The sequence below is a fragment of the Neobacillus kokaensis genome (assembly GCF_014656545.1).
In the GTDB taxonomy this organism is placed as follows: Bacteria; Bacillota; Bacilli; order Bacillales; family Cytobacillaceae; genus Neobacillus; species Neobacillus kokaensis.
This window is the reverse complement of the sequence record NZ_BNDS01000008.1, coordinates 102,126-109,109: the sequence shown is the minus strand read 5'-3', so window position 1 is coordinate 109,109 and position 6,984 is coordinate 102,126. Positions and strand designations below refer to the sequence as shown.

General features: G+C 43.5%; 7 protein-coding genes. 4 read left to right on the top strand and 3 right to left on the bottom strand.

Features of this window, described 5'->3' with window-relative positions:
- Nucleotides 1–116: 116 nt before the first annotated feature.
- Together IE222_RS11365 and IE222_RS11360 are read right to left on the bottom strand one after the other, a co-directional pair.
- The gene (locus tag IE222_RS11365) at nt 117–371 is read right to left on the bottom strand and encodes a hypothetical protein (RefSeq protein WP_191272824.1); all 255 of its coding nucleotides are present in this window, start codon (nt 369–371) and stop codon (nt 117–119) included.
- Between the two features lie 19 nt (nt 372–390).
- Entirely contained in the window at nt 391–1,281 is an 891-nt protein-coding gene (locus IE222_RS11360) for an acyl-ACP desaturase (RefSeq protein ID WP_191272822.1), read from the bottom strand.
- 325 nt (nt 1,282–1,606) lie between these two features.
- Here IE222_RS11360 and IE222_RS11355 point away from each other — a divergent pair, with 325 nt between their 5' ends.
- Complete coding sequence (locus tag IE222_RS11355) at nt 1,607–2,722, top strand: M20 metallopeptidase family protein (RefSeq protein ID WP_191272820.1); 1,116 nt, start codon at nt 1,607–1,609, stop codon at nt 2,720–2,722.
- Nucleotides 2,723–3,224: 502 nt separating this feature from the next.
- On the opposite strand, the gene IE222_RS11350 is transcribed toward IE222_RS11355, so the two are convergent.
- Nucleotides 3,225–4,250, bottom strand: a complete 1,026-nt coding sequence (locus IE222_RS11350) for a C40 family peptidase (protein ID WP_240009769.1) — start codon at nt 4,248–4,250, stop codon at nt 3,225–3,227.
- Nucleotides 4,251–4,810: 560 nt separating this feature from the next.
- Here IE222_RS11350 and IE222_RS11345 point away from each other — a divergent pair.
- From IE222_RS11345 to IE222_RS11335, 3 genes are all read left to right on the top strand, one after another.
- Nucleotides 4,811–4,966, top strand: a complete 156-nt coding sequence (locus IE222_RS11345; protein ID WP_191272817.1) for a YwzD family small protein — start codon at nt 4,811–4,813, stop codon at nt 4,964–4,966.
- 309 nt (nt 4,967–5,275) lie between these two features.
- Nucleotides 5,276–5,650 (top strand): P-II family nitrogen regulator, encoded by a 375-nt coding sequence (locus IE222_RS11340; RefSeq protein ID WP_191272815.1) that lies wholly within the window; start codon nt 5,276–5,278, stop codon nt 5,648–5,650.
- Nucleotides 5,641–6,948 (top strand): ammonium transporter, encoded by a 1,308-nt coding sequence (locus IE222_RS11335; protein ID WP_191272813.1) that lies wholly within the window; start codon nt 5,641–5,643, stop codon nt 6,946–6,948. Before IE222_RS11340 ends, IE222_RS11335 begins: the two co-directional genes overlap by 10 nt.
- Nucleotides 6,949–6,984: the final 36 nt, after the last annotated feature.

The window sequence follows — 6,984 nt, the reverse complement described above, 5'->3', positions numbered from 1 at the left end:
AAGGTCTATGGGACAATTTCATGTGGAAGTCAACAAGTCTTGTCCCATAGAATAACCTTTTGGATATACCCAGAAATGTTGAATTGCACATATTGCCGTTCCTGCCGCAGAAGGCATTACCCTTCGCTTCCCAGCATAGCCTCGATTTCTTCTTGAATTTCTCTATTCACCGATTGAGACCGTTTTTTTCGCGATTCATGTTGGGTATCTTGATCAATAAAATGATTGGTATGTTTGTCAAAACACTCGAAGCAAATAGAGTAGTAATCTTTTTTCTCTTTTTTTAAAAAATCAAATTCCCACGTTTCAATTTCTAGATAGCTGACTTTCTCATTCGTTTCTTTTCCGCATAGCTCGCAGTTTGTTTTCATGATTCGTAACCTCTGCCTTTTAGTTTTTTGCTTGATAGCGCTCGTGAATTCTTTTTAAACGCCCATGATATTTCAATATATTTGCCTGTGCTTGTTTGGCCTCTTCACTCGTAGGCTGCAGGTTCGCAATATCCCAATACGTCACAACGGCATCCAATACTTGGTCAAAGTATTGCAGCGGGCCATAATTTGCATCTGTTGCAATGACCTTCATTCGATCTTCAAAGTCTGGCATAACGGCACCCGGCATCGAGAAGTTAATAATCACATTTTCAAAAAAGACAATGAAATTCGGATCTAGTTCAAGATGCGCTTTCACGGTGTCGCGATAAAAGGCATAATGAAGGGCTTCATCCTTCGCCAAACGCCGAAGCAGGGTGGCTAAATCCTTGTCGTATGGAGCCGCAATTTTCGCTACATTATTATAAAAAACGAGAGTAGCTAATTCCTGCAAGGAAGTATAGGCCATGGTTGCCAGCGGGTTAGTGAAGTCAGGCGACCAGCCGTTTTCTACTACACTTTTTCGTAATTCATGCAATCTTGCGGGATTGACGTTTCGTGTCACCAATAAATAGGTTTCAAGCAGGTTAGAGTGCTGGTCCTCTTCAGCCGTCCAAGTATGGACGAAATCATTGATGACCTTCATCGAATTTTTAAATGTATAATCCAAATGCGACGTGTACCAAGGTAAATTGACCTCTGTCAGCAAGGCGGTTTCAATCGCGGTGATCACACCTTCTGGAAGCGTGACCTGGCTCTCATCCCAAGGGACTCGTTTAAAGGACATGGCCTTGTCCCATGGAATAAATTCGTGATAGCTCCAGTCAATATTGGCAGAACGTTCTTTATGTAATTCATATAATTCTTTAATGCGGGGCTCTAAGCGAATATCTAAATCTGAACTTAACATATCTATTCTCCTTACAGTTAAATCATTCGAATTTTCTTAATAATTATAATGTAAATGAGAAAAGAAATACAGGAAAACGGCCGCTCTGTCTTTTTTTAAAAATATCGCTGCCTATTAATGTCAACACAGCAATGGCGGGGGCGGCTATCCCTATCAGAATCTGGCAAAAAGCGCCAGTAATAGAATCATAGAGTACTTTAATAAACCCAAGCTTTTATGGTAAAATGATTATTGTGTATATTAAAAAAATTCCTAATTCCAAATTCCGAATTCCGAATTCCGTTCTAAATCTAAAGACAGCTTAGAGTCAAAAGGAGATCTCATAATGGAAAAGAAAAATCTTGATTTGGCCATCCAACTGCGTCATGAGCTTCATGCCCATCCGGAATTATCCAACCAGGAAGTGTGGACAAAGCAGCATGTCATCGAATTTTTGAAAGCGAACACAAACTTTGAAATTGTCGACAGGGGCCGCTGGTTCTATGCCATTTATCACTCCCCTGTAGGAAAAAGAAATATTGCCTTCCGAGCTGATTTTGATGCCCTGCCGATCGAAGAAACGATTGAGCTGCCATACGGTTCCCAGTTCCCGGGCGTTTCGCATAAATGCGGCCACGACGGCCACACAGCTACACTTGCAGGTTTTGCGTTGGAAATCGAACAGACGGGATCTGACAACAACATCTTCTTCCTGTTCCAGCATGCTGAGGAAACAGGGGACGGAGCAGCTGAATGTGCGGTGTTCATCAAGGAAAATAACATCGACGAAATCTTCGCTTGGCATAATATGAGCGGTTTCCCTCACGGTGTTGTGTATGTGAAAGACGGTACGGCGCTCTGTGCATCCAAGGGGATGACGATTTCGATGGAAGGTATTCCTTCGCACGCAAGTGAACCGGAAAAGGGCATCAATCCATCCTTTGCGATTGCAAAAATTATCGAAGCGATTCCTGAATTGATCGATCCAAGTGCAAATAAGGGTCTTGTGCTTTGTACAATTGTTCAAGTGGACATCGGCGCCAAGGCTTTCGGGGTCAATGCCAGCAAGGGGTCCATCAGCATGACAATCCGAGCCCTTTATGAGGAAGAGCTGGATCGTCTGCAGCAAAATTTAGAGGATCTAGCCCGTTCCGAAGCCGAGAAGTTTGGTTTGAAAGTACGCTTCGAATACCAGGACGAATTCCCGGAAACGGCAAACGACAAGGAAAGCAGCGACAAGATTCGTCAGGTCTGCCAAGAAAAAGGACTTCCGATGGCCGAGCTGGAAGAAGCCTTCCGCGGTTCCGAAGACTTCGGACACTACACGAAGCTGACAAAAGGCTCTTACTGTTTTATAGGAAACGGAGAAACCTATCCACACCTCCACAGCTACGAGTATGATTTCAAGGACGATCTCATCGAAACAGCGGTAGAAGTGTTTAAAGGACTTGCGGAAAAATAAGAGTAGAAGGAGCTGGCGAACGTGTTCACCAGCTCTTTTTGTCGTTGGGTAATCCATTTTGTTCCAATTATTGTAGAATAACAGCTGGATTTTGTAGAAAAAGGAGTGAATTATGTAGAATTACAGCCGGATTATGTAGAAAAAGGCCCGGATTATGTAGAATTTACTCCAAAAACTCAGCTGCAATCCAGATGTCAGGGCTGGCACAAGTTAGTTAATTTGTTCCAATTATTGTAGAATTACAGCTAGATTATGTAGAAAAATGCCTGGATTATGTAGAATTCACTCCAAAAACTCAGTTGCAATCCAGATGTCAGGGCAGGCACATGTTAGTTAACTTCCTTTTTTTAAAAAAATCAATAATATATCTTCCAATTGAAGCTAGATATCTCCAATTTAATAAATATATCTGCAGCTTAAATTCCCCACACAATGACTTTCACATAGCTAAATTTTTCCACGCAACATAAAAAAGCCAGTCGCAGGGACTGGCTCGGTATCCTTAATAAAACCTCTTAAAACCTTCAAAGTGTGCTTTGTAGTATGGATTATCCAAATTGGAAATCGCTACGCCAATGTCGCTGGCGTGGATGAATTGATTGTTGCCAAGATAAATGCCAAGATGCGAAATGCCTTTTTTATATGTATTTTCAAAAAAGACGAGGTCGCCTGGCTGTGGCTTGTCAACGTAATAGGCGCGGGCATAGTAGCCTGCAGCGGAAGTACGCAGCAGGGACTTGCCGGAATTTTTGTACACGTAATAGATAAATCCGCTGCAGTCAAAGCCATCAGGAGTATTACCGCCCCACACATATGGGACTCCGATTAAATCCTTCGCAATGGAAATTGCCTTTTGAGAGAGAGCAGCATTAGACGGCTGTTCAACGCTCTCTGGCTTCGCTACAGCTTCAGTCGGCTTGGACGTGCCAGCTTGACTAGGCACCTTCAATGTTTGTCCGACATAAATTATATCGGAAGTAAGATTATTCAGCGACTTCACGTTCTGAATGGTTGTATCAAATTGTACGGCAATTTTGCCGAGGGTGTCACCGCTCACAACACGATAATTGGCTGTTTTCCCCGGATTTTCAGCAGGTGCTGCTGGTCTCGCTGGAGCTTGCGGCGCTGGCTTCGTCACAGGCTTTACCGCGGGTTTCGCTGCTGCTTGTGGAGCCGTTTTTGCAGGCACCTTCAATTTATCCCCGACCCGGATAAAATCAGATTTGAGACCGTTCAGTGACATTAAGCTCGCTACAGACGTGTCATACTTCGCGGCAATTTTTCCGAGGTAATCGCCGCTCTTCACGGTATATACAGCAGTGGCTGCTGGTCTTGCAGCCGGCTTAGATGCAGCAGGTTTGGCACTAGGCTTGGCTGCAGCTGGTTTTACCACCGGCTTTGCCACAGCTGGTTTCTTAGACGCTGTCGTAATGGCTGAACCTGAACTATTAGATACCTTCAGCACCTGTCCGATATAAATCATATCACTGTTAAGCTTGTTCCACTGCTTGAGTTCGCCAATGGTCACATCAAAACGATTGGCAATCTTAACTAGGGCATCGCCTTTGACAACTGTATAGGTAGCTGACTTGGATGCTTGGGTATGTTTAACAGCGGCGGAAACCTGAAGAGTTTGGTTGATGTGGATGAGATCTGAGTTTAAGCCGTTGAGTTTCTTTATTTGAGCAACGCTCGTATGATATTTGCTGGCAATCTTCGATAAAGAATCGCCTTCTTGAACTTTGTATGTAGCGGCGTGTGCGGAGCCGGCGTATGCAATTGAAAGCAGCGCGGCAGTCGACAACGTCCGAACAATAGTTTTCTTCACTTGACAAATCACCTCAAATTCCTTTACTTTTCCAATATTTTATCATAGATTGCTAGCGTTTTGGGGAAGGTTTTGCAAAAATGTGTAATTTTCCGGGAAATTTTGCAGAAAGCCGACAGGGAAATGTCCGGAAAAAACCAATTTTAAATGGCATTTCGACGCTGTTCATAAAATTTCAACAATTTTCTAACTGGAAATAGATTTACAAGCATCTTTCCTTATAGTAAAATATGACATTATAACTTTAGGAGGATTTTGAATTGGAGAAGGAGGAAACAAAACAAAGCCCTGAGATTGCCGCTTTCACAGCGATCGTGAAAAAGGCATATGACAAAGGCCGAAACGAAAGAGAACTCACCCTCGAACAACTAATGGAAGACTTAAAGACTGACCTTAAAAATTTAGTGATTGGCTAAAATATAAATAAGAGAAAAAGGCTGCCGAAGAATGCAAATCGGCAGCCTTTTTGAATTTTATTTTTAAAAAGGAAAGCGCTTAACCTTAATTAATCTCAAAAATAGATTAATTTTATGAAAAATTGATATTGTTAAGATTAATTATAAAGGAATAAAATACATTCATAGATTTTTTTAATTCAACACAGGACGCTTTCCAACTTAGAATCCGCTGCTTTACCAATTAGCTGAAATCCCCCTTTAAAGGGTTTGTTCACAGGTGAGCATAAAAACCAAGAATCACCATATAGCGTCAGAAGGGAGTTTGACATGAAGAAAATAGAAGCGATTATCAGACCTCAAAAGCTAACGGAGACGATTAAGGGGCTTAAAAGTATTGGGATTACAGGCTTTACTGTATCCCAGGTGGTGGGGCGCGGAAAACAGAAAGACAGCCAGGGTGTCTATCGCGGGAAAAATTATAAAGTCACGCTCCATCCAAAGATAAAATTGGAGATTGTCCTTTCGGATTATATGGTGGAGCCGACGATTCAGAAAATCGTCGCTTCTGCCCAAACGGGAGAAGACGGCGACGGTAAAATATACGTTTATCCGATCTTAGAAGCCTATAACATTCGAACAGGAAAAGCCGACGAGGATATTGATGACTTGATAAATAGGGAGGACGAACAATCATGGAGCTAATGTATATAAATACCGTGTGGATTGTGCTGGCTGCGGCCATGGTGCTTTTTATGGAAGGCGGCTTCAGCTTACTGGAAGCTGGTTTTGTGAGAACGAAAAATGCCGTCAATGTCACGATGAAGATTTTTGTTGATTTAACAGTCGGAGCTTTAGCATTTTGGATAGCGGGCTTCGGGATTATGTTCGGCAAAGATGCCTTTGGAATCATTGGCACTACTCTTTTTGGAAGCCCGGAAAAAATGGCGATGTCCATTGAATTGCCGAGTGCCGCCTTTGTCCTGTTCCAAATGGGATTCGCCGTAGCTTGTGTTTCAATTGTATCTGGTGCGGTTGCGGAAAGAATGAATTTTAAGGCATATATCGTCACAGTCGCCCTGATTTGTGCCGTTATTTTTCCGCTTTCAGGCCACTGGATTTGGAACAATGACGGCTGGCTGGCGAAATTGGGGATGAAGGATTTTGCCGGTTCCGGTGCCATCCATGCGGTAGGCGGCTTTGCGGCTTTCGCGATGGCCAAACGGTTAGGCCCGAGAAAAGGCCGGTTTAATTCAGACGGAAGTGCCAATGTGTTTGCGCCAAGTAATATCCCGTTGGCTTCAGCCGGTGCTTTTATATTATGGTTTGGCTGGTTTGGGTTTAATGCCGGAAGTACATTAGATGCGTCAAATTCAAACCTGGCATCGATCGCCCTGAATACGATGCTAGCCGGGGCAAGCGGCGGTACAGCTGCCCTGTTCCTAACAATGAAAAAGTTCGGGAAAGCAGATCCGAGTATGACGATTAATGGAGTTTTGGCCGGACTTGTTGCCATCACAGCTGGCTGTGCCTTTGTTTCTCAATGGAGTGCCATTGTAATTGGGGTTATCAGCGGCGTGATCGTGATTTACGCAACTTTATTGGTCGATAATTTAAAGGTAGATGACCCAGTGGGAGCGGTGGCGGTTCATGGCTTCAACGGAGTATTTGGCACAATCGCAGTTGGATTGTTCGATACGTCACAAGGTCTTTTGACAACGGGCGATTTTTCTCTTTTAAAAATTCAAGTACTAGGGGCCGTAGTAGTCGTTGTTTGGGGAATTGTTGGCGGCGCGGTGATCGCGAAGGTTTGTGAAATGACGGTAGGCTTCCGGGCAAGTGAACGGGAGGAAGAAGAAGGTTTGGATATGTCCTACCACGGAATTCCTGCCTATAACGAACTAGAGCGTTTCACAGACATACCCACCAGTTTGTATGATTTTGAAGAGACAACCGGAATCTCCGTTGCGCCGATTCGCACGGGTAAAGGAAGAATTGTTTAATGTATAAAAAGTATCAGACAGCCAGCTGTTCGGCTG

What these genes read in the sequence shown, in the direction of transcription:
- IE222_RS11365 (WP_191272824.1), bottom strand. Translation starts at nt 371, where the DNA reads ATGAAAACAAACTGCGAGCTATGCGGAAAAGAAACGAATGAGAAAGTC.
- IE222_RS11360 (WP_191272822.1), bottom strand. Translation starts at nt 1,281, where the DNA reads ATGTTAAGTTCAGATTTAGATATTCGCTTAGAGCCCCGCATTAAAGAA.
- IE222_RS11355 (WP_191272820.1), top strand. Translation starts at nt 1,607, where the DNA reads ATGGAAAAGAAAAATCTTGATTTGGCCATCCAACTGCGTCATGAGCTT.
- IE222_RS11340 (WP_191272815.1), top strand. Translation starts at nt 5,276, where the DNA reads ATGAAGAAAATAGAAGCGATTATCAGACCTCAAAAGCTAACGGAGACG.
- IE222_RS11335 (WP_191272813.1), top strand. Translation starts at nt 5,641, where the DNA reads ATGGAGCTAATGTATATAAATACCGTGTGGATTGTGCTGGCTGCGGCC.